Annotated in this window: 16 protein-coding genes; 15 read left to right on the top strand and 1 reads right to left on the bottom strand. The window is 39.6% G+C overall.

Annotated features, from left to right (window positions below):
- Positions 1-2 precede the first annotated feature (2 nt).
- From IGJ37_RS07095 to IGJ37_RS07045, 11 genes are all read left to right on the top strand, one after another.
- Positions 3-1283 (top strand): solute carrier family 23 protein, encoded by a 1281-nt coding sequence (locus IGJ37_RS07095; protein WP_002357410.1) that lies wholly within the window; start codon positions 3-5, stop codon positions 1281-1283.
- 13 nt (positions 1284-1296) lie between these two features.
- A complete protein-coding gene (locus IGJ37_RS07090; protein WP_002357411.1) occupies positions 1297-2223 on the top strand; it encodes an aspartate carbamoyltransferase catalytic subunit in 927 nt (308 codons plus the stop codon).
- An 8-nt stretch (positions 2224-2231) separates the two neighbouring features.
- Positions 2232-3515: a dihydroorotase gene (locus tag IGJ37_RS07085; protein WP_002357412.1), complete on the top strand. Its 1284-nt coding sequence runs from the start codon at positions 2232-2234 to the stop codon at positions 3513-3515.
- Between the two features lie 2 nt (positions 3516-3517).
- Positions 3518-4597, top strand: coding sequence for a carbamoyl phosphate synthase small subunit (locus IGJ37_RS07080; RefSeq protein ID WP_002360175.1), 1080 nt, complete (start codon positions 3518-3520; stop codon positions 4595-4597).
- On the top strand, positions 4597-7779 hold the full coding sequence (carB, locus tag IGJ37_RS07075; RefSeq protein WP_252671095.1) for a carbamoyl-phosphate synthase large subunit: 3183 nt from the start codon (positions 4597-4599) through the stop codon (positions 7777-7779). The genes IGJ37_RS07080 and carB overlap by 1 nt, the downstream gene beginning before the upstream one ends.
- A 107-nt stretch (positions 7780-7886) precedes the next feature.
- Entirely contained in the window at positions 7887-8678 is a 792-nt protein-coding gene (locus IGJ37_RS07070; RefSeq protein WP_002365731.1) for a dihydroorotate dehydrogenase electron transfer subunit, read from the top strand.
- Entirely contained in the window at positions 8675-9613 is a 939-nt protein-coding gene (locus IGJ37_RS07065) for a dihydroorotate dehydrogenase (RefSeq protein WP_025188363.1), read from the top strand. The genes IGJ37_RS07070 and IGJ37_RS07065 overlap by 4 nt, the downstream gene beginning before the upstream one ends.
- A complete protein-coding gene (pyrF, locus tag IGJ37_RS07060) occupies positions 9603-10316 on the top strand; it encodes an orotidine-5'-phosphate decarboxylase (protein ID WP_002357417.1) in 714 nt (237 codons plus the stop codon). Before IGJ37_RS07065 ends, pyrF begins: the two co-directional genes overlap by 11 nt.
- 1 nt (position 10317) lies before the next feature.
- Entirely contained in the window at positions 10318-10950 is a 633-nt protein-coding gene (gene pyrE / locus IGJ37_RS07055) for an orotate phosphoribosyltransferase (RefSeq protein ID WP_002357418.1), read from the top strand.
- A 182-nt stretch (positions 10951-11132) separates the two neighbouring features.
- On the top strand, positions 11133-11846 hold the full coding sequence (locus IGJ37_RS07050; RefSeq protein WP_370684186.1) for a carbonic anhydrase: 714 nt from the start codon (positions 11133-11135) through the stop codon (positions 11844-11846).
- Between the two features lie 18 nt (positions 11847-11864).
- Positions 11865-12794 carry a LysR family transcriptional regulator gene (locus IGJ37_RS07045; protein WP_002361904.1) on the top strand — a complete coding sequence of 310 codons (930 nt, stop codon included), beginning with the start codon at positions 11865-11867 and terminating at the stop codon, positions 12792-12794.
- Positions 12795-12982: 188 nt separating this feature from the next.
- On the opposite strand, the gene IGJ37_RS07040 is transcribed toward IGJ37_RS07045, so the two are convergent.
- A complete protein-coding gene (locus tag IGJ37_RS07040; protein ID WP_002374726.1) occupies positions 12983-14029 on the bottom strand; it encodes a GntR family transcriptional regulator in 1047 nt (348 codons plus the stop codon).
- A 156-nt stretch (positions 14030-14185) separates the two neighbouring features.
- Here IGJ37_RS07040 and IGJ37_RS07035 point away from each other — a divergent pair, with 156 nt between their 5' ends.
- The 4 genes from IGJ37_RS07035 to IGJ37_RS07020 all read left to right on the top strand — a co-directional run bounded on the left by IGJ37_RS07035 (position 14186) and on the right by IGJ37_RS07020 (position 20518).
- Positions 14186-15475, top strand: coding sequence for a glycoside hydrolase family 125 protein (locus tag IGJ37_RS07035; protein ID WP_002377286.1), 1290 nt, complete (start codon positions 14186-14188; stop codon positions 15473-15475).
- An 11-nt stretch (positions 15476-15486) separates the two neighbouring features.
- Positions 15487-18177, top strand: coding sequence for an alpha-mannosidase (locus IGJ37_RS07030; RefSeq protein ID WP_252671089.1), 2691 nt, complete (start codon positions 15487-15489; stop codon positions 18175-18177).
- Between the two features lie 161 nt (positions 18178-18338).
- On the top strand, positions 18339-19517 hold the full coding sequence (locus IGJ37_RS07025; protein WP_002365726.1) for a pyridoxal phosphate-dependent aminotransferase: 1179 nt from the start codon (positions 18339-18341) through the stop codon (positions 19515-19517).
- A 110-nt stretch (positions 19518-19627) separates the two neighbouring features.
- The gene (locus IGJ37_RS07020; RefSeq protein WP_002357425.1) at positions 19628-20518 is read left to right on the top strand and encodes a phosphate ABC transporter substrate-binding protein PstS family protein; all 891 of its coding nucleotides are present in this window, start codon (positions 19628-19630) and stop codon (positions 20516-20518) included.
- The last annotated feature ends 15 nt before the right edge of the window (positions 20519-20533 follow it).

Below are 20533 nucleotides of genomic sequence, written 5' to 3'. Positions count from 1 at the left end.
CGTTGTCAGAAAAAGAATTTCGAAATGAGGATGCAGTCTTAGATATTAAAGACAGACCGCAAGCTTTTCACTGGGTTGGCCTAAGTTTACAACATTTATTTACGATGTTTGGTGCAACGGTTTTAGTACCAATCTTAGTAGGAATTGACCCAGGGATTGCGTTAGTCAGTTCAGGATTAGGAACAATGGTCTATCTGATTACTACAAAAGGAAAAATCCCCGCTTATCTTGGCAGTAGCTTTGCTTTTATTGCAGCGATGCAGATGTTAATGAAGAGTGATGGTTATCCAGCCATTGCCCAAGGTGCTATGACAACCGGCTTGGTATACCTAATCGTTTCATTAATCATTAAAAAAATTGGTTCCGACTGGTTGGATAAAATTTTACCGCCTATCGTTGTAGGACCTGTCGTGATGGTTATCGGTTTAGGCTTGGCAGCTAATGCCGCAAATAACGCAATGTATAACAACAACGTTTATGATTTTAAATATATTGCCGTAGCCTTGATTACTTTAGGCTTAACCATTTTTTACAACATGTTTTTCAAAGGCTTCTTAGGATTAATTCCAATTCTTTTGGGAATTGTCAGTGGGTACCTAGTCGCTTTAGCTTTCGGAATTATTGATTTAACCCCTATTAAAGAAGCTGCGTGGTTTGCTTTACCTAATTTTGAAGTACCTTTTGTTCAATATGAACCGAAATTGTATTTAAATGCCATTACAACAATGGCACCAATTGCTTTTGTAACAATGACAGAACATATTGGTCATTTAATGGTCTTGAATAAATTAACCAAGCGCAACTTTTTCCAAGACCCAGGCTTATCTAAAACTTTAATGGGAGATGGCTTAGCGCAAATTGTAGCAGGTTTTGTTGGTGGACCGCCAGTTACAAGTTATGGTGAAAATATCGGCGTGCTGGCAATTACAAGAGTACACAGTGTCTTCGTAATTGGTGGAGCCGCGGTGTTCGCTGTAGCTTTAGGCTTTGTTGGAAAATTAAGTGCCTTGATTCTAAGTATCCCAGGACCAGTTATTTCAGGAATTAGTTTCGTCTTGTTCGGTGTGATTGCCGCAAGTGGTTTGAAAATCTTAATCGATAATAAGATTAATTTTGATAAGAAAAAGAATTTATTGATTGCTTCAGTAATTTTAGTTATCGGCATTGGTGGCTTAGTCTTCAAAGTAGGAACCTTTGAATTGTCTTCAATGGCATTAGCAACCGTCTTAGGAATTGTTTTGAATTTAATTTTACCGGAAAACGCACGTAGCGAAGAACAGTAGGAGGACTGGACGAATGATTATTACATCTGAACGAATTAGTTTAAAACATCTTTTAACTGCTGAGGCTTTAACCGACCGTGAAGTCATGGGGTTAATCCGTCGCGCAGGAGAATTTAAACAGGGGGCAAAATGGCACCCAGAAGAACGTCAATATTTTGCAACAAACTTGTTTTTTGAAAATAGTACTCGAACACATAAAAGTTTTGAGGTAGCTGAGAAAAAATTAGGCTTAGAAGTGATTGAGTTTGAAGCAAGTAGAAGTTCTGTTCAAAAAGGAGAAACGTTATACGATACAGTACTAACGATGTCGGCAATTGGTGTAGATGTAGCAGTCATTCGTCATGGTAAAGAAAATTATTACGATGAATTGATTCAAAGTAAAACGATTCAATGTTCTATTATTAACGGTGGGGACGGGAGTGGACAACACCCTACACAATGTTTATTGGATCTGATGACTATTTATGAAGAATTTGGTGGATTTGAAGGCTTGAAAGTGGCGATTGTGGGAGATATTACACATTCTCGCGTTGCTAAATCAAATATGCAGTTATTAAACCGTTTAGGCGCTGAAATTTATTTTTCAGGTCCAGAAGAGTGGTACGATCATCAGTTTGATGTCTATGGACAATATGTGCCGCTAGATGAAATTGTTGAAAAAGTCGATGTGATGATGTTGCTTCGCGTGCAGCACGAACGTCATGATGGTAAGGAAAGTTTTTCAAAAGAAGGCTATCATTTGGAATATGGTTTAACCAACGAACGGGCAACTCGTTTACAGAAACACGCAATTATTATGCATCCAGCGCCAGTCAATCGGGATGTTGAACTGGCAGATGAATTAGTGGAAAGTCTGCAATCAAGAATCGTCGCGCAAATGAGTAACGGAGTCTTTATGCGCATGGCAATTTTGGAAGCAATTTTACATGGAAAGGCCTAGGTGGAGAAATGAAGACGTTAATTAAGAATGGAAAAATCATCAAAAAAGAGAATCAATTGATTGAGGCAGCACTTTGGCTAGAAAATGGTGTGATTCACGCAATCGGGGAATCGTTTGACGAAGCAGATTTTGAGCAAGTGTTTGATGCGAACGGGCAACTAATCACGCCAGGCTTGGTGGATGTGCATGTTCACTTTAGAGAACCAGGCTTTACGTATAAAGAAACGATTAAAACGGGCAGTAAAGCTGCTGCTCGCGGTGGTTTTACTACGGTTTGCGCAATGCCCAATTTGAATCCAGTACCAGATACGGCTGAAAAATTAAGTGAGGTTTACGACTTAATTCAAAAAGATGCAGTCGTGAAAGTTTTACAATATGCCCCCATTACAGAAGAGCTACGGAGTGAAGTTTTAACCAATCAGAAGGCCTTAAAAGAAGCGGGCGCCTTTGCATTTACGAATGATGGTGTTGGTGTCCAAACGGCAGGAACGATGTACTTAGCCATGAAAGAAGCGGCTGCATTAAATATGGCGCTTGTTGCGCACACGGAAGATGAATCTTTATTATTTGGCGGTGTGATGCATGAAGGCGAAGTTTCTAAGAAATTAGGCCTACCAGGGATTTTAAGTGCAACGGAAGCTTCACAAATTGCTCGGGATATTACTTTAGCAAAAGAAACAGGCGTTCATTATCATGTTTGTCATGTTTCAACAGAAGAAAGCGTGCGCGTTATTCGAGATGCTAAAAAAGCAGGGATTCACGTAACAGCCGAAGTTTCGCCACACCATTTAATTTTAGTCGATGAGGATATTCCTGGTGACGAAGGGTTTTGGAAAATGAACCCGCCATTACGTGGTTTAGCAGATCGACAAGCATTGATTGACGGCTTGTTAGATGGCACGATTGACTGTATTGCTACCGACCATGCGCCCCATGGTTTAGAAGAAAAACAACAATCATTTTTAAACGCACCTTTTGGTATTGTCGGTAGTGAAACGGCCTTCCAATTGATTTATACGAACTTTGTCGAAACAGGCATTTTCACATTAGAACAAGTGATTGATTGGATGGCAGTGAAACCGGCAGAAATTTTTGGATTAAACGCAGGAACACTAACAATTGGTGCACCAGCAGATATTGCAGTTTTTGACTTAGCAACAGCTGCACCAATTGATGCAGAAGCATTTGAATCAATGGCTGTCAATACACCATTTACAGGGTGGACAGTCAAAGGAAAGACACTTATGACATTTGTTGACGGAGCATTAGCTTGGTCGGAGGAGGCGCAGTAGGTTTGAAAAGGTTATTGATTTTAGAAGACGGAACAGTATTTGAAGGAAAAGCGTTTGGTGCAGAAGGCAATGTAGTAGGAGAAGTTGTTTTTACTACTGGCATGACAGGTTACCAAGAAGCAATTACTGACCAAAGTTTTAATGGACAAATGATTACTTTTACGTATCCATTAGTTGGAAATTACGGGGTCAACCGAGATGATTATGAATCCATTGCACCAACCTGTAAAGGTGTCATTGTTAAAGAGCATGCGCGGGTTGCTTCAAATTGGCGTCAACAAATGACCTTGGATGAATTTTTAAAGCGCAAAGGGATTCCGGGAATTTCAGGAATTGATACGCGTGCACTGACTCGTAAATTACGATCAGCTGGAACAATGAAAGGGAGCATCATTGATGCCGTGGATGATTTGCCGCATGCGTTTGATCAATTAAAAGCGACAGTCATGCCGAAAAATCAAGTGGCACAAGTCTCCACCACTAAGCCTTATCCGAGTCCAGGTATTGGGCGTAATGTAGTCGTCGTTGATTTTGGGTTGAAACATAGTATTTTGCGAGAATTATCAAAACGGCAATGCAACTTAACCGTGTTGCCTTATAATACAACGGCCGAAGAGATTTTAGAATTAAGTCCCGATGGTGTCATGTTGACAAATGGGCCTGGAGATCCCAAAGATGTGCCTGAAGCTATTGAAATGATTCAAGCAATCCAAGGAAAAGTTCCAATTTTCGGCATCTGCTTAGGTCATCAGTTATTTTCATTAGCAAATGGTGCGGATACGTATAAGATGAAGTTTGGACATCGCGGTTTGAATCATCCTGTACGAGAAATTGCAACAGGACGCATTGATTTCACTTCACAAAACCACGGATATGCCGTAGATGAAGCAACAATTGATCCAGAAAAATTACTTGTGACCCACGTGGAAGTCAATGATGGAACAGTTGAAGGCGTGCGTCATCGAGATTATCCAGCTTTTACTGTGCAATATCACCCAGATGCGGCTCCAGGACCGCACGATGGTCTTCATTTATTTGACGAATTTATGGAATTAATGGATGCATGGAAGGAGCAAAACTAATGCCAAAACGAACGGACATCAAGAAAATCATGGTGATTGGTTCAGGACCAATCATTATTGGACAAGCAGCAGAATTTGACTATGCAGGCACACAAGCCTGTTTAGCGCTAAAAGAAGAAGGGTATGAAGTTGTCTTAGTAAACTCAAATCCAGCGACTATCATGACCGATAAGGAAATCGCGGATCATGTTTATATCGAACCGATTACTTTAGAATTTGTTTCAAGAATTTTGCGAAAAGAACGTCCTGATGCTCTTCTACCAACATTAGGTGGTCAAACTGGATTAAATATGGCGATGGAATTATCGGAATCAGGAATTTTAGATGAGCTAAATGTAGAATTGCTAGGAACAAAGCTCAGTGCGATTGACCAAGCGGAAGACCGTGATTTATTTAAACAATTGATGGAAGAATTAGAACAACCGATTCCAGAAAGTGAAATTGTCAATACGGTGGAACAAGCCGTGGCTTTTGCCAAACGAATTGGCTATCCAATTATCGTTCGTCCCGCATTTACCTTAGGTGGAACAGGCGGCGGCATGTGTGATACGGAAGAAGAACTCCGTCAGATTGCCGAAAACGGTCTGAAATTATCACCAGTTACACAATGTTTAATTGAAAAAAGTATTGCTGGTTTTAAAGAAATTGAATATGAAGTGATGCGTGATTCGGCTGATAATGCGATTGTGGTTTGTAACATGGAAAACTTTGATCCTGTCGGCATTCACACTGGGGATTCGATTGTTTTTGCTCCGAGTCAAACCTTATCAGATTATGAATACCAAATGTTGCGAGATGCGTCCTTGAAAATTATTCGTGCATTAAAAATTGAAGGTGGCTGTAATGTTCAATTAGCTTTGGACCCGCATAGCTTTAATTATTATGTGATTGAAGTTAATCCTCGTGTTTCTCGCTCATCTGCACTTGCTAGTAAAGCCACAGGGTATCCCATTGCGAAGTTAGCTGCAAAAATTGCTGTTGGTTTAACATTAGATGAAATGAAAAATCCAGTTACTGGAACCACTTATGCCGAATTTGAACCGGCTTTGGACTATGTTGTTTCCAAAATTCCTCGTTGGCCTTTTGATAAATTTGAAAAAGGTGCTCGAGAACTAGGAACGCAAATGAAAGCAACCGGGGAAGTCATGGCAATTGGCCGCAATATTGAAGAATCCTTATTAAAAGCAGTTCGTTCTTTAGAAATTGGTGCTTATCACAACGAGTTAGCAGAACTAACTCATGTCAGTGATTTAGAATTAACGAAGAAAATGGTCCATGCGCAAGATGATCGATTGTTCTACTTATCAGAAGCCATTCGCAGAGGATATAGCATCGAAGAATTACAAAGTTTAACGAAAATTGATTTATTCTTCTTGGATAAACTTTTACACATTATCGAAATTGAAACGACCCTTGAAAGTCACGTGAACAACGTAGCTGTCTTGAAAGAAGCCAAACAAAATGGCTTTTCTGATCGGAAAATCGCAGCACTTTGGGGACAAACAGAACAAGCCATCGCTGACTTCCGCAGAGCCAATCAAATTGTGCCCGTCTATAAAATGGTGGATACGTGTGCTGCAGAGTTTGAATCACATACGCCTTATTTTTATAGCACGTATGAAGTGGAAAACGAAAGCAATGTTTCGAAAAAGCCTTCTGTACTAGTATTAGGTTCTGGTCCCATTCGCATTGGTCAAGGGGTCGAGTTTGATTATGCAACCGTTCATTCTGTCAAAGCAATCCAAGCGGCTGGTTATGAAGCAATTATTATGAATAGTAATCCTGAAACAGTTTCAACAGATTTCTCTGTTTCTGATAAATTATACTTTGAGCCATTAACTTTAGAAGATGTCATGAATGTGATTGATTTAGAAAATCCGATTGGCGTGATCGTCCAATTTGGTGGACAAACAGCGATTAATTTAGCTGAGCCGCTCACAAAACAAGGCGTTAAAATTCTTGGAACAACGATTGAAGATTTAGATCGTGCAGAAAATCGTGATTTATTTGAACAAGCTTTGCAAGAGTTAGCGATTCCTCAACCACCAGGAGATACGGCCACAAGTGCAGAAGAAGCAGTCGTGATTGCTGATCGTATCGGCTATCCCGTTTTAGTTCGTCCAAGTTATGTTTTAGGTGGTCGTGCAATGGAAATTGTCGAAAATCAAAAGGATTTGGAAGATTATATGCGACACGCAGTCAAAGCTTCTCCAGAACATCCTGTCTTGGTTGATAGCTATTTATTGGGAGAGGAATGTGAAGTTGATGCCATTTGTGATGGTGAAACAGTACTAATTCCAGGGATTATGGAACATATTGAACGAGCTGGCGTGCATTCTGGCGATTCAATGGCGGTTTATCCACCGCAGTATCTTTCTCAAGAAATTCAAGCAACGATTGCCGATTATACAAAAAAACTGGCACTTGGTTTAAACTGTGTAGGTATGATGAATATTCAATTTGTTATTCATGAAAATCGTGTTTATGTGATTGAAGTGAATCCTCGTGCGAGTCGAACAGTTCCTTTCTTAAGTAAAATCACAGGGATTCCGATGGCCCAAGTTGCTACAAAAGCGATTCTTGGTGAGAAACTGACTGACCTAGGATATCAAGATGGATTATATCCTGAAAGTAAACAAGTTCATGTGAAAGCCCCTGTGTTCTCCTTTACGAAACTACAAAAAGTAGATACGTACTTAGGGCCTGAAATGAAATCAACTGGGGAAGTTATGGGTAGTGATTATTATTTAGAAAAAGCCTTGTATAAAGCCTTTGAAGCATCTGGCTTGCATTTGCCAAGTTATGGGGCTGTACTTTTCACCATTGCTGATGAAACAAAAGAAGAGGCTTTAGAAATTGCTAAGCGTTTTTCAGCAATTGGCTATAGTTTAGTCGCAACGGAAGGAACCTCTGACTTTTTAGCGAAGCATCAGTTGCCTGTTAAGAAAGTGACGAAAATTTCTAATCCTGAAGGGGAAACCGTGCTGGATGTCATTCGTAATGGAAATGCACAAGTGGTAATCAATACCATGGATAAAAATCGTTCCAGTGCCAACCAAGATGGGTTTTCAATCCGTCGGGAAGCAGTCGAACATGGGATTCCGTTGTTTACCTCACTTGACACAGCAAATGCGATTTTAAAAGTTTTAGAATCAAGAGCCTTTACGACAGAAGCCATTTAAGCAAAAATCTGGAACAATCGTCTGAGGAGGACTGTTCCAGATTCTTTTACGAAGAAATAGAAAATCATTTATAGGGGAATCAGAGAATAAAGGAGTGAAGGATACTGATGCAGAGAAAGCAAGAAATGATGACCATTGTAGCTCAAAAACAGTTAGCGCCACGGATTTATCAGTTAGACTTACAAGGCGAGTTAGTGAAAGAGATGACACGACCTGGACAGTTTGTGCATATCAAGGTTCCGCGTGCAGATTTACTTTTGCGGCGACCGATTAGCATCAACCAAATTGATCATTCGAACGAAACCTGTCGTTTGATTTATCGAGTCGAAGGCGCTGGAACGGAAGTGTTTGCCACCATGAAGGCTGGTGAACAATTAGATATTTTAGGTCCTTTAGGAAACGGCTTTGATATAACTACCGTAGCAGCTGGTCAAACTGCTTTTATCGTTGGCGGAGGAATCGGGATTCCCCCATTGTATGAATTATCAAAACAACTCAATGAAAAAGGCGTGAAAGTGATTCATTTTCTTGGTTATGCATCAAAAGAGGTTGCTTATTACCAACAAGAATTTATGGCATTAGGAGAAACACATTTTGCCACAGATGACGGCTCGTTTGGCGCTCATGGCAACGTGGGCCGTTTATTGTCAGAAGCGTTAGCAAAAGGACGGATCCCTGATGCAGTTTATGCTTGTGGTGCGAATGGTATGTTAAAAGCAATTGATTCTTTATTTCCAACACATCCACACGTTTACCTTTCTTTAGAAGAACGGATGGCCTGTGGAATTGGGGCTTGCTATGCCTGCGTTTGCCATAAAAAAGGAGACACTACTGGAGCAAAAAGTGTCAAGGTCTGTGATGAAGGTCCGATTTTTAAAGCAAGTGAGGTTATCTTATAATGAAAAATCCTTTAGCCGTTTCAATTCCAGGTTTAACATTAAAAAATCCAATTATTCCCGCCAGTGGTTGCTTTGGGTTCGGGGAAGAATATGCTAACTATTATGACCTTGATCAATTAGGTTCAATTATGATTAAGGCAACAACGCCCCAAGCACGATATGGAAATCCCACACCACGTGTAGCTGAAACACCTAGTGGTATGCTAAATGCCATTGGATTGCAGAATCCAGGCTTAGACGTGGTTATGCAAGAAAAATTACCAAAATTAGAAAAATACCCTAACTTACCGATTATCGCAAATGTTGCAGGTGCTTGCGAAGAGGACTATGTGGCTGTTTGCGCAAAAATTGGGCAAGCGCCTAACGTCAAGGCAATTGAACTGAATATTTCCTGTCCTAATGTGAAACATGGCGGCATAGCTTTTGGTACAGATCCAGACATTGCTTTTCAATTAACACAAGCAGTCAAAAAAGTCGCCTCTGTTCCGATTTATGTTAAACTATCACCAAACGTAACGGACATTGTGCCGATCGCCCAAGCAATTGAAGCAGGGGGCGCAGACGGTTTTTCTATGGTTAATACATTGCTAGGGATGCGCATTGATTTAAAAACGAGAAAACCTATTTTAGCCAATCAAACTGGTGGACTATCTGGACCAGCCATTAAACCTGTTGCTATTCGCTTAATCCGACAAGTCGCCAGTGTTTCTCAGTTGCCAATTATTGGAATGGGCGGTGTTCAAACAGTGGACGATGTCTTGGAAATGTTCATGGCAGGTGCTAGCGCTGTCGGGGTTGGTACGGCCAACTTTACAGATCCATACATTTGTCCGAAGTTGATTGACGGATTACCTAAGCGAATGGAAGAGTTAGGCATTGAATCGTTGGAACAATTAATTAAAGAAGTGAGAGAGGGGCAGCAAAATGCACGATAGACCAATTATTGCGTTAGATTTTCCCACGCAAAAAGAAGTGGCTGTTTTTTTAGAAAAATTTCCTAAGGAAGAAGCCTTGTTTGTTAAAGTGGGGATGGAACTTTTTTACGCAGAAGGACCAGCGATTGTTCGCTGGCTTAAAGAACAAGGACACGATGTTTTCTTGGATTTAAAATTACATGATATTCCGAATACTGTGGAAAAAGCGATGACAAATTTAGCAAAATTAGGCGTTGCCATTACCAATGTCCATGCAGCAGGGGGCGTTCGAATGATGCAAGCAGCTAAGGAAGGTCTAATCAAAGGGACTCAGCCAGGCGCTAAGGTTCCTGAGTTAATTGCTGTAACCCAGTTGACTTCTACTAGTGAAGAAGAGATGCACCATGATCAATTAATCAACGTTCCTTTAGAGACAAGTGTCATTCATTATGCTAAATGTGCGGAAAAAGCGGGTCTGGATGGCGTGGTTTGTTCAGCATTAGAAGCACGTGGTATTCAAGAAGCAACCAAGCAAACGTTTATTTGCTTAACACCTGGTATTCGTCCAGCAGGAAGTGCAGTAGGTGACCAACAACGGGTCGTTACGCCGCAACATGCTCGCGAAATCGGGTCCACATATATCGTTGTTGGCCGACCTATTACCCAAGCAGAAAATCCTTATGAAGCCTATCAAGAAATCAAAAAAGACTGGAGCGGAAAGTAACATGACAAAAGTAGCAAAAAAGATTGCCAAAGATTTATTAGATATTGAAGCGGTATTTTTAAACCCTAATGAGCCTTTTACTTGGGCTAGTGGCATAAAAAGCCCGATTTATTGTGATAACCGTATCACGATGAGTTATCCTGCTGTGCGTAAAGAAATTGCAGAAGGCTTAGCGGCAAAAATTAAAGAGACTTTCCCAGAAGTCGAAGTGATTGCTGGGACAGCTACCGCAGGGATTCCACATGCGGCATGGGTAGCTGATATTTTAGGATTACCAATGGTTTATATCCGCAGTAAAGCCAAAGATCACGGCAAAGGGAATCAAATTGAAGGCCGAATTTCTGAAGGACAAAAAATGGTAGTTATCGAAGATTTAATTTCAACCGGCGGTAGCGTGTTAGAAGCGGCAGAAGCGGCGGAACGTGAAGGAGCAACGGTTTTAGGCGTTGCGGCAATCTTCACTTATGAGTTACCCAAAGGAACGGCAAATTTTGCAGATAAACAGATGACGTTACTAACGTTAACCAATTATTCAACTTTAATTGATGCTGCATTAGAAGCAAATTATATCGAAGAAAAAGATGTTACCTTATTACAAGAATGGAAAAAAGATCCTGAAAACTGGGGCAAATAACCGTTGAACTAAAGATAGTTCTTGTCGTCTGATTTTTAGTGTCATTTTCAGTAACCAGATTTAACGGTAGGAGAACTTAGGTCATTTGCCGAGGAGCGTAATGATCTAAGTTCTTTTGTTTGACGTAGAAAAGATGTTAGGATAGAGTTTTAACATGAGTTTTACCTGATTACTATGTGGAAATGAAGGAAGAGTGTATGAAAAAAATAAAAAATATGGACGTTGAATGGAGCTATACAGGCAACGATGGACCAGAACATTGGCATACGCTATGTGACTGGTTTGCAGAAGGTGCTAAGTTTGCTTATCAATCGCCAATTGCTTTAGAAAAAGAAAGTGCTGAGACAGTAAATTCTCAGATTACGTTTTATTATAAAAAAGAAGAATTCACTGAAAAGGAATTCAAAAATACGTTTCATTTTGTACCACCAAATACGGAAAGTTACGTAATGTTTGAAAATGTTGCGTATCATTTAACCGATATTCATTTTCATATGCCTAGCGAACATTTGCTATCGGGAAAGCAGTATCCGCTAGAATTCCATTTGGTTCATATGAACGATGCTGGCGAAAATTTAGTTGTCGGTTGCCTGTTTACCATCACAGAGGAAGAAAATCGTTTTTCAGAAGCGAATCATCCGATGGACTGGGAAAACGGCACGCACCAACAATGGTTTAATCCGTCAATCTTTTTACCAGAGGAGCGTCTACACTACCATTATGTAGGCTCGTTAACAACACCGCCAACTAAGGGTCCAGTGAAATGGTTTGTATTTGATACCATTCAAAAAATGGATCAAGCCTTTTTAAATAAGATCAAGGAAGGTATGTTGGCCTTTAACAATCGGCCCCTTCAGCCGTTGAATGGGCGTAAGATTTATTTTTCAAATGATTAGTGTGTGGAGGAAAAAGTGTTGAATATTCAACAAATGAAGTATGTTGCTGCCATAGCTAACAATGGGAGTTTTCGGGAAGCAGCCAAAAAACTATTTATTACACAACCTAGCTTGTCAAATAGTATTCGAGAATTAGAAGAAGAACTAGGGATTTCCCTCTTTTTACGTACCAATAAGGGCGCTTTTTTAACAGAAGAAGGAATGGTTTTTTTAGAACAAGCAGAGAAAGTCTTAGTTCAAATGGAGTTATTGGAAAATCGCTATCGCGAGACAGTGACCAGCGAACGATTCTCCATCTCTTCGCAACATTACGATTTTTTAGGTGAGGTAATTGCCAAAGTTCTTAAAAAGTATGGGGATCAATATAAAGATTTTCGTGTCTTTGAAACCACGACCTTAAAAGTAATTGAAGACGTCAAAGGATTTCACAGTGAGTTGGGGATTATTTATTTAAATGAACAAAATAGTGTCAGTATTGAACGGTATTTAGAACAAGCTAATCTAGCCTACGAGGTAATTAGTACTTTTAATACACACATTTTTTTAGGAAATCATCATCCTTTAGCCAAGCAAAAAGAAATTCATTTAGAGGAATTAGTTCCCTATCCACAAGTTCGCTTTAATCAAGAAGGAAGCAATTTTTCCTATTTTTCTGAAGATTTAGTTGAAATTCCTGAACAGGAATCGGTCATTCATACTACGGATCGTGGAACTTTAATGAATTTGTTGGTAGAAACCAATGCTTATGCTTCTGGTTCAGGTGTCGTAACGGGTTTTACGAAGAAAGAAATTCGGTTAGTACCATTGGCGCCAGCCTTGGAAAATCGTATTTGTTTACTCTTTCCCAAAAATCGGGAAATCAGTCCGATTGGTCGCTACTTTATCAAAGAACTAAAAGCGTTGTTTAAAAAAGAGGTAGATACCAAAACGTTTAGCACTAAGGAATAAAAAGAAGAGGTCGGGACAGAAGTGTTTAACTCCGAGAAATAAGAAGGAATTTCCGAAAATTGTTCTTTAATTTTTGGAGAATTTCGGCTTATTTCCGAAGGAGTTGCTTCTGTTCCCGCCGTTTATTAGTTTTTGAGCGTGGAGCAAAAATCCAAAGTGATTTTTGTCCCACGCTCTTCTTTTTTGGCTCATTTTGAAACAGTAGAAATGGTTTCTCTTTCAATTAATGTGACAGGCACTTGAATGTCTTCTATGATTTGAAGATCTTGTTGCATCGTTTGTAATAACACTTCACCAGCTAGTTTTCCCATTTCTTTAAAGTCTTGCGCCATGGTTGTTAATGGCGGTTCGACAAATGCTGCTGCTTGAATATCGTCAAAACCAATAATCGATAATTCTTCTGGCACATGAATACCTAGGTTTTTACAGTTTCGTAAACAATGTAACGCGCTGAAGTCATTATCGCAGACCACGGCTGTGAGTTGGTGCGCCTCAAAATACTGTTTAAAGTTGTGTTCATCTAAGAGATTGGTTTCCGTGATTGCTGTATGGAACGCCAGATTGGCTTCTTTTAAAGCTTGGAGATAACCTAAATAACGTTGCCGAACGGATTGTAGGGCCGGACTTCCTGAAAGGATATATCCAATTTTTGTATGTCCTAAGCCAATTAAGCGTTCGGTTGCTGTTTTACCACCAGCAAAGTTGTCTGATTGAATGGTTGCAAAAGGTAAATCATGAATCTTTTTATCCAAGACAACGACTGGAAAATTCATCAAAGCCAACTCGAACAGTAAGTCGAGGTAGTCATTACTAGTAGCAGCATAATAGACAAGCCCGGCAAACTCATTCACAATGTCCGCAGCATTTTTCTCTCTCAAAAAATTAGGCGAGGTCATAAAGACTTCTAAACCAGCTGCTTGAATAGTAGGGGCCAAACCGCTATAGAAATTTCCTACTGATAAATCGTCTGCAAAAGGCAATAAAAAAAGAACTTTATTTAAAGAGGTATGAAGAGGATGCTTTGGTGCTTGAACAAAACTTCCTTTTCCTTGGTGACGTTGGATTACGCCTTGCGTTTCCAACTCAGTTAGCGCTCGTTTGGACGTAATTCTACTGACGTTAAACTGAGCCGATAATTCTTTTTCGGTAGGCACTTGCGCTCCAACAGGCAATCGCCCTGAATCAATTTCATTTTGTAAATAATCAATAATTTGTTGATATAATGGTTGCTTCATTCATTTCACCTCACAATAAGATATATCTTATTTATAGTTTACCATAAATTAATTGGTTTTAAAATGAAAAAAATGATCGAAATCACTAGACAAAGTGAAATGTAAACGCTATAATTCAATTGTGAAATGATATATCAAATTTAAGAGGTGACGAGAATGGTTTATACAGAAGTTCCAAAATCCGTAGCAACATTTATGGAGAAAATTACAGAAAAATGCGGTGAAGCACATCAAGATTGGGCAAAAAACTTTCAGGCGGCCTTTGCCAATACTTTACTAACAACAGTGAAACGTCAAGAAGATGGTACTACCTTTTTATTAACAGGCGATATTCCAGCAATGTGGTTGAGAGACTCAACAGCACAAGTTCGTCCCTATTTAGTGATTGCGAAAGAAGACGAAGACCTTGCTCAAATGATTGCTGGTTTGGTTAAACGCCAGTTTCGTTATATTTGCATTGATCCTTATGCCAATGCGTTTAATGAAACAGATAATCATGCAGGCCATCAAACTGATAAGACCGAAATGAATGGCTGGATTTGGGAACGGAAATATGAAATTGATTCATTATGTTACCCGGTCCAATTAGCCTATTTACTTTATAAAAATACTGGGATGACCGAACAATTTAATTCAGATTTTGTGGAAGGCGTTAAAAAAATTCTCAACGTTTTCACAACAGAACAAGATCACGCACAGTCACCTTATTTATTTGAACGAGATACGTGGCGTCAAGAAGATACGTTGGTTGAAGCAGGGAAAGGAACACCAGTTGGCAAAACAGGGATGACATGGTCAGGCTTCCGTCCTAGTGATGATGCCTGCCAATATGGTTACTTAGTTCCTTCTAACATGTTTGCAGTCGTAATTTTAGGCTATATTCAAGAAATTTTCTCTGATGTTTTAGAAGATGCTACGATTGTGGCGATTGCTAAAAAATTACAAGAAGAGATTGAAGAAGGCATTCAAACATTTGGACGAACAAAAAATCAAAATAACGAAACGATTTATGCGTATGAAGTGGATGGCTTAGGCAATGCTAGCGTGATGGATGACAGTAATGTTCCCAATTTAGTAGCAGCCCCTTATCTGGGTTATTGTTCAACAGAGGATGAACAATATTTAACAACGCGTCAAACCTTATTAAGTAAAGAAAATCCTTACTTCTATGAAGGCAAATACGCGAAAGGGATTGGTAGCTCGCATACACCAGAAAATTACGTGTGGCCGATTGCTTTAGCAATGGAAGGAATGACAACCAAAGATAAAGCTGAAAAAGAACGAATTTTAGATTTATTAGTTGCCACAGATGCGGGGACTCATTTGATGCATGAAGGTTTTGACGTAGATAATCCTGAAAATTATACAAGAGAATGGTTTTCATGGGCTAATATGATGTTTTGTGAATTAGTTATGGATTATTTTGACATCCGAGTGGAAAAATAGGAGGAAAAGTGATGACAAAGAAAAAAGTCTATATTGTTTCCCATAGTCATTGGGATCGTGAATGGTATCTTCCTTATGAAGAACATCATATGCGCTTAATTGAATTAGTGGATAATGTATTAGATTTAATTGAAAATGATCCAGAGTTTAACAGTTTCCATTTAGATGGACAAACGATTATCTTAGACGACTATTTACAAGTTCGCCCAGAGAAAAAAGAAGCTGTAAAAAAAGCTGTCCAAGCAGGCAAACTAAAAATCGGACCATTTTATATTTTACAAGATGACTTTTTAATTAGCTCTGAATCCAATGTTCGAAACATGCTGATTGGGCATTTAGAAAGTCAAAAATGGGGAGCACCAGTTCAATTAGGTTACTTCCCGGATACATTTGGTAACATGGGTCAAACGCCTCAAATGATGCAATTAGCAAATCTGCCTGCGGCTGCCTTTGGACGTGGGGTGAAACCGATTGGCTTTGATAATCAAGTCTTAGAAAGCGACTATAGCTCACAATATTCTGAAATGTGGTGGGAAGGTCCTGACCAAACGAAAATTTTCGGCTTGCTTTTTGCGAACTGGTATAGTAACGGGAACGAAATTCCTTCAGAAAAAGAAGCGGCAATCGCTTTTTGGAAACAAAAATTGGCTGATGTGGAACGTTACGCTTCCACAAACCATTTATTGATGATGAATGGGGTCGACCACCAACCTGTACAAAGAGATATTACTAAGGCCATCGCTTTAGCCAATGAACTATTCCCAGAATATGAATTTATTCATTCCAATTTCGATGACTATTTGAAAGCTGTTCAAGAGGAGTTGCCAGAAGATTTAGGAACAGTAACAGGCGAATTAACGAGTCAAGAAACGGATGGCTGGTACACATTAGCCAATACTTCTTCTGCTCGCGTCTATTTAAAACAGTGGAACACAAAAGTCCAACGCCAATTAGAAAATATCGCAGAACCTTTAGCAGCGATGGCTTACGAAGTAACTGGCGACTACCCACATGACCAATTTGATTATGCTTGGAAAACTTTACTTCAAAACCATCCGCACGATAGTATTTGTGGCTGTTCTGTCGACGAGGTTCACCGAGGCATGATGACTCGCTTTGAAAATGCCAATGATGTCGGGCATTTCTTAGCAGATGAAGCAACACGACAATTAACAGAAGCAATTGATACAAGTGTTTTCCCAGAAAAAGCGCACCCGTTTGTTTTATTTAATACTAGTGGCTATCAGAAAACGGAGGTTGTCACTGTGGAAGTGGAGATTGAACGATTGCCATTTTATACAGGAAAACCGGAAGATCTTTATCATGAATTAAAACAAAAAGCCACCCCAGATTATCAAGTGATTGATCCAACTGGAAAAGCCGTTGCAAGCCGTATTGTCAAAGAAGATGTTCGTTTTGGTTACGATTTACCTAAAGATGCTTTCCGTCAACCGTACATGGCCAAATACTTAACGGTCGAATTATCTGTCAAAGAAATGGCGCCATTCTCTTGGGATAGCTTTGCATTGATTCAAGGAGAAACGAAAGCTTTTGAAGGAAGTCTTTTGGCTCAACCAGCAACAAATGAAATGGAAAACGAATTTATTCAAGTGAAAATTGAAAACAATGGTAGCTTAACCATTGCTGACAAAAAAACAGGAGAAACATTTTCAAAATTGTTAACATTTGAAGATACTGGCGACATTGGGAATGAATATATCTTTTTCAAACCGACCGAAGACCAAGGAATTACAACCGAAAATGTAACGGCTGAAATCACGAATAAAGAAAATTCCCCTGTAAAAGCAAGTTATCAAATTAAACAAACCGTCATGTTACCAGTTTCAGCAGATGAACGATTAGAAGAAGAACAAAAGGCTGTTCGTGAGTTTAGAGAACGCCATGCACAACGTTCAACGACGCTTCGCCCGTTCGAAATAACGACAGTGGTTACAATGATCAAAGAAAGTAACCAATTGTTCTTTGAAACAACCATTAATAATCAAATCAAAGATCATCGTTTACGCGTGCTTTTCCCAATTGGCATGGTCACAGAAACACACGAAGCGGATAGTATTTATGAAGTCGTGACACGACCAAATCAAGTAAGCGACACATGGGAAAATCCAACAAACCCGCAGCACCAACAAGCGTTTGTGAATGTTCATGACCAAAACAAAGGCGTGACTATCTTCAATGAAGGCTTAAATGAGTATGAAGTCTTAGCAGATGGAACCATTGCGGTCACATTAATTCGTTGTGTTGGCGAACTAGGTGATTGGGGCTATTTTGCGACACCAGAAGCACAATGCCAAGGAGAATATACCTTTAAATATGGTTTGTCATTGCATGGAAAACCAGAAGAACGCTTTGCTACGTATCAACAAGCCTATAGTGCACAAATTTCTTTTACTGCAGCTACTACTGCGCGTCATGAAGGTAAACTAGCACCGAACCATGTCTACTTGACAACGGCAGAAGGACCAATTGGTTGGACAGCCGTTAAACGTCAAGAGCAAACAAATCATTTAGTCGTTCGTGGCTTTAATCTAACAGCGCAAAATATTCCTTGTGAACTTCACAAAGAGACACAACCAGCGACTTGTTTAACAAATGTATTAGAAGAACCGTTGACACCAGCGATAGAAGTTGATGCACCATTACGTCCGTTTGAAATTCGGACATGGCGTTTCGAAAAATAAATAAATAGGAGAACTTTGTTGAAAAGGACAAAGTTCTCCTATTTTCTTCTCTGTCGTTTTTTTGAGATATTTATAATAAAAATCTAGCGAAACAATGAGAAAATCATTCATTTTACGGTCAATTTGTGCTACTATAACGTCAACTGAAGGAGTGAAGCTAAATGGATTTAACCAATCGTTTTAATCGTCAAGTAAATAAAATTGCTGTTTCTTTAATTCGTCAATTTGACGAACAAGTCTCAGGAATTGAAGGTATTTTAAAATTAACGCTAGGAGAGCCAGATTTTAACACACCTGAGCATGTCAAAAAAGCAGCCAAAGAAGCAATTGATGCGAATTTTTCTCATTATACAGGGATGTCTGGTTTATTAGATGTCCGTGAAGCAGCCGCTTATTTTATGAAAGAAAAGTACCATTTGACTTACCAGCCTGCGACAGAAATTTTAGTAACAGTTGGAGCAACAGAAGCGATTTCAGCTTCGTTATTAGCAATTTTAGAACAAGGTGACAAAGTGCTATTGCCAGCACCTATTTACCCAGGGTATGAACCAATTATTACATTGGCGGGGGCGGAACCGGTATATTTGGATACACGAGACAACGATTTTGTCTTGACCCCTGAAATGATTGAAGCGGCAATGGCCGAGCATGGGGAACAAGTCAAAGCAATTATTTTAAATTATCCTAGCAACCCAACTGGTGTTACCTATAACCGCCAAGAGTTGCAAGCAATTGCTGATGTTCTAAAAAAATACGACATTTTTGTGATTAGTGATGAAATTTATAGTGAGTTAACTTATGATGAGAGTCATGTTTCGATTGCTGAAATGTTACGTGACCAAACGATTTTAATTAACGGTTTGTCGAAATCACATGCCATGACAGGCTGGCGGATTGGCTTTATTTTTGCACCAGCGATTTTAACAGCGGAGATCATTAAAGTTCATCAGTATTTAGTTACTGCGGCTGCAACAGTGTCTCAAAAAGCGGCTGTTCGTGCCTTAATCGAAGGAATGCATGATGCTGAAATTATGAAAGAAGAGTATCGGAAACGGCGCGATTTTGTTTATGAACAGATGACTCAATTGGGGTTTGAGGTTGCACGTCCAAATGGCGCCTTTTATATTTTTGCTAAGATTCCTACTGGTTATGAACAAGATTCTATGAAATTTTGTATTGATTTAGCGCAAAAAGAAGCAGTAGCGTTGATTCCAGGTATTTCTTTTGGTCCAGAAGCAGAAGGATACGTCCGAATTAGTTATGCGTCCGATATGGATAAATTGACAACGGCCATGGAACGAATTGCACATTACATGGCGACCCAACGCGTAACGCACTAGCCTTTATAGATTCTTTACACACCTTTACCTTTTATTTACATTTAATTGAAACAGAATTAACAGAGTCTTGGTAGACTAAACTTGTAACTAATTGAAAAGGAAGTGCAAAGATGAAAAAACGTGTAATTGCAGCAACTATGCTGAGTCTAGGGTTATTATTAACTGGGTGCGGAGCTCAAGGAGGCACAACTGAAAAATCCAGCGAAGCGGATAGTAACAAACCAGTTAAAATTGTCGCTGTTGGTTCCACCGCTTTACAACCGTTAGTAGATGCTGCGAAAGATCAATTTACACAAGAACATCCTAATTATACAGTTTCTGTCCAAGGTGGCGGCAGCGGAACAGGACTTTCGCAAGTTGCAGATGGCGCAGTGACCATTGGAAATTCCGATGTGTTTGCCGAAGAGAAAGATGGCGTGGATGCCTCTAAATTAGTCGATCATCGGGTGGCCGTGGTCGGTATGGGACCAGTGGTCAACAAAGAAGTCGGCGTGAAGAATTTAACGAAGCAACAATTGATTGATGTCTTTACTGGCAAAGTCAAAAACTGGAAAGAAGTGGGCGGCAAAGATCAAGAAATCGTCGTAATAAACCGCGCAAACGGAAGTGGCACCCGAGCAACATTTGAAAAATGGGGCTTAGATGGAGCTAAACCAGTTCAATCACAAGAACAAGATTCTTCGGGAACAGTTCGTAAAATTGTTGAACAAACACCAGGAGCAATCAGCTATTTAGCTTTTTCTTATATGGATGATTCCACCGTTGCCTTAAGCATTGATGGTGTTGAACCAAAAGAAGAACACGTGAAAGACAATTCATGGAAAATCTGGTCTTATGAACATATGTATACAAAAGGGGAGCCTAATAAAGAAGTAAAAGCCTTCTTAGACTATATGGTCACCGATGATGTTCAAAAAACAATTGTCAAAGACTTAGGTTATTTAGCCATCACAGACATGCAAGTAGAACGTGATGTAAATGGAAAAGTAACTGAAAAATAAACAAAAAAACTCAGC

The sequence above is a fragment of the Enterococcus sp. AZ104 genome (assembly GCF_050546705.1).
GTDB lineage: Bacteria > Bacillota > Bacilli > Lactobacillales > Enterococcaceae > Enterococcus > Enterococcus faecalis.
Note: the sequence above shows the minus strand (reverse complement) of the source record. Positions and strands in the feature narration are given on the sequence as shown.

What these genes read in the sequence shown, in the direction of transcription:
- carB (WP_252671095.1), top strand. Translation starts at nt 4,597, where the DNA reads ATGCCAAAACGAACGGACATCAAGAAAATCATGGTGATTGGTTCAGGA.
- IGJ37_RS07070 (WP_002365731.1), top strand. Translation starts at nt 7,887, where the DNA reads ATGCAGAGAAAGCAAGAAATGATGACCATTGTAGCTCAAAAACAGTTA.
- IGJ37_RS07035 (WP_002377286.1), top strand. Translation starts at nt 14,186, where the DNA reads ATGGTTTATACAGAAGTTCCAAAATCCGTAGCAACATTTATGGAGAAA.
- IGJ37_RS07025 (WP_002365726.1), top strand. Translation starts at nt 18,339, where the DNA reads ATGGATTTAACCAATCGTTTTAATCGTCAAGTAAATAAAATTGCTGTT.
- IGJ37_RS07090 (WP_002357411.1), top strand. Translation starts at nt 1,297, where the DNA reads ATGATTATTACATCTGAACGAATTAGTTTAAAACATCTTTTAACTGCT.
- IGJ37_RS07030 (WP_252671089.1), top strand. Translation starts at nt 15,487, where the DNA reads ATGACAAAGAAAAAAGTCTATATTGTTTCCCATAGTCATTGGGATCGT.
- IGJ37_RS07050 (WP_370684186.1), top strand. Translation starts at nt 11,133, where the DNA reads ATGAAGGAAGAGTGTATGAAAAAAATAAAAAATATGGACGTTGAATGG.
- IGJ37_RS07040 (WP_002374726.1), bottom strand. Translation starts at nt 14,029, where the DNA reads ATGAAGCAACCATTATATCAACAAATTATTGATTATTTACAAAATGAA.
- pyrE (WP_002357418.1), top strand. Translation starts at nt 10,318, where the DNA reads ATGACAAAAGTAGCAAAAAAGATTGCCAAAGATTTATTAGATATTGAA.
- pyrF (WP_002357417.1), top strand. Translation starts at nt 9,603, where the DNA reads ATGCACGATAGACCAATTATTGCGTTAGATTTTCCCACGCAAAAAGAA.
- IGJ37_RS07020 (WP_002357425.1), top strand. Translation starts at nt 19,628, where the DNA reads ATGAAAAAACGTGTAATTGCAGCAACTATGCTGAGTCTAGGGTTATTA.
- IGJ37_RS07085 (WP_002357412.1), top strand. Translation starts at nt 2,232, where the DNA reads ATGAAGACGTTAATTAAGAATGGAAAAATCATCAAAAAAGAGAATCAA.